Annotated in this window: 3 protein-coding genes and 1 pseudogene; all 4 read left to right on the forward strand. The window is 42.1% G+C overall.

Going from position 1 to position 2,099, the window contains the following annotated elements:
- A partial coding sequence (locus VOR_RS18845) for a TRADD-N-associated membrane domain-containing protein (protein WP_010319469.1) occupies window positions 1–459 on the forward strand: 459 nt, incomplete at its 5' end.
- 271 nt (window positions 460–730) lie between these two features.
- On the forward strand, window positions 731–964 hold the full coding sequence (locus VOR_RS18405) for a DUF3709 domain-containing protein (RefSeq protein ID WP_010319470.1): 234 nt from the start codon (window positions 731–733) through the stop codon (window positions 962–964).
- Between the two features lie 279 nt (window positions 965–1,243).
- Window positions 1,244–1,753, forward strand: coding sequence for a DUF4468 domain-containing protein (locus VOR_RS17020; protein ID WP_010319471.1), 510 nt, complete (start codon window positions 1,244–1,246; stop codon window positions 1,751–1,753).
- Window positions 1,754–1,895: 142 nt separating this feature from the next.
- Window positions 1,896–2,005 (forward strand): annotated as a pseudogene (locus VOR_RS19270) (DUF3709 domain-containing protein); the annotation flags it as partial.
- Window positions 2,006–2,099 lie beyond the last annotated feature (94 nt).

Here is a 2,099-nt window from a genome sequence, read left to right on the forward strand (position 1 = left end):
AAGGAAAGGTACGTAGAAGTAGAAGAAAGAGTTAAGAGTAACCCTAATGAAACTCAAGCTGCGTGGGATCTTGCAAGAATTAAGCTTGAGTCTTATATCGATAGAAATCTAAGACAGGTACGTTCGATCTACTTTCTGACATTGATAGTTATGCTGGTTGGTTTTTCATTAATTGGATTCGGGATTTATACTGTAATACTTAATCATAGCGATTTATACGCTGGTGTTTTGTCGTGTGCGTCAGGGGTTTTGGTAAATTTTCTAGGCGCAACTTTCCTAGTTATATATAAATCAACCATGACGCAGGCTTCTGATTACGTTTCAATGCTTGAGCGTATCAATGCAGTTGGAATGAGTGTGCAAGTCTTGGAAAAGCTTGATTCACCTGACAAAGACCTCAAGCACAGGGCTATGGCCGACTTATCTCAGCAGCTACTACAACTGTATAGAAAGACATAACAAGCAATTTAAGAGGGATTCACAACGCCTGGCACTTTTGCTTCTACTTCAAATTTAGTGTTTATGGCACAATGCTTTAGGTTTGGGTGGCGGCGTTGTTCACCCCTTAATTGGGCGTTATGCTTAATCCATAAAATCAGTAGGTTGTGAATGTCGATTCCTTTGGCATTTCGTTCATGTTTTGTCGGCAATTCAATATTGTTTGTCGCTGCCTAATGAAGCTGCAATGTGTCTGGCGCTGTAAATTCTGAGTTATTGCCTCACTAGGTTTTTGAGTCTGCGCGAGGTTAGTCTTGTTGGCTCAAGTCGCTTTGAGCAGTCTGGTGCCTTTACTTACAGGCTTAAAGTCTGTCGGCAATTGAATATTGTTTTGCGCTGCCTAATGAAACGGCAATGTGTCTGTCGCTGTAAGTTTCAGTGTGATTGCCTCATTGAGTTATCGTGCCCATGCGTGGTGAGTGAGTTTGTCGGAGAGGTTTTCTACATTGGCCTAGTTGCTAAATGAAAGCCTGCATTGGTCAGTTCATAGGTAAAAGTTGAGCCAGTTCTAGTTCAAGAAAATTCGAGTTTTGGTCAATGATTTCATTGGGTTATTCTTGAGTTGGTTCAAATGTAAAGTGTTGAAGCTTAAGCATAACAAACGCCTCAAGAGGGACTGTCAACGCGTGGCGTTTCCAGTCCCAATGAGCCGCGGTGGTTTCGGTTGTTGTGTTTGAGTTTAGTGTTATGCGTTGCCAGCCCCTTAGGCGGGCGTTAGCAAGCAAATTTACTTTCGGAGTATTAAATGAAAAATATAATGTTTAGCCTTCTGTTGATAGTCTCAATACAAGGATGTACAAGCGCTGATTCTGTAAACTATCCAATATCACAATCAGACATCCAACCACAAACTTATACATATTTGGACTTAAAGGGTGATAAGGGAGAATTGTGGAAAAAAGCCAGAAATCATATTGCTACAGTTTATGGTGATAGTAAGGAAGTAATGAGAGTTGAGGATGAATCTGAAGGTTCTTTAATTGGTAAAGGACTTGTTCAGTGGAAGATGATTGACTCAGCGATAAGTCCATATTGTTACTCTAGTTACGATATTAGATTCCTAGCAAAAGATGGTCGAGCTCGATTACAACTCGAACTTTTACCCGGTGTGCCTGCTGGTTCTGAATGTGTTGCATGGACACTCCCATCCAAATATGGGTACGATCAAGTTTTGACCAAGTTTGGATTAATGGCTAAAAAATTCGAAACCAGCCTACGAGGTGAAGATTCAATCGGAAGCATGAATGATTTTTAGCTTGCTAACAAACGCCTCAAGAGGGACTGTCAACGCGTGGCGTTTCCAGTCCCAATGTGCCGCAGTGGTTACGGTTGTTGTGTTTGAGTTTAGTGGTTGTGCGTTGTCAGCCCCTTAGGCTGGCGTTATGCTTAATCCATAAAAATCAGCAGGTTGTGATTTTCGATTCCTTTGGCATTCCGTTCAGTTTTGTCGGCAATTCAATATTGTTCGTCGCTGTCTAACGAAGCGGCAATGTTTCTGGCGCTGTAACTTCTGAGTTATTGCCTCATTGGGTTGTTGAGTCTGCGCGAGGTGAGTTTTGCTCTTTCAAGTCGCTTTGAGCGTATGCGCCCCATGATCCCAC

The organism is Vibrio ordalii ATCC 33509, assembly GCA_000257205.1.
Lineage (GTDB): Bacteria > Pseudomonadota > Gammaproteobacteria > Enterobacterales > Vibrionaceae > Vibrio > Vibrio ordalii.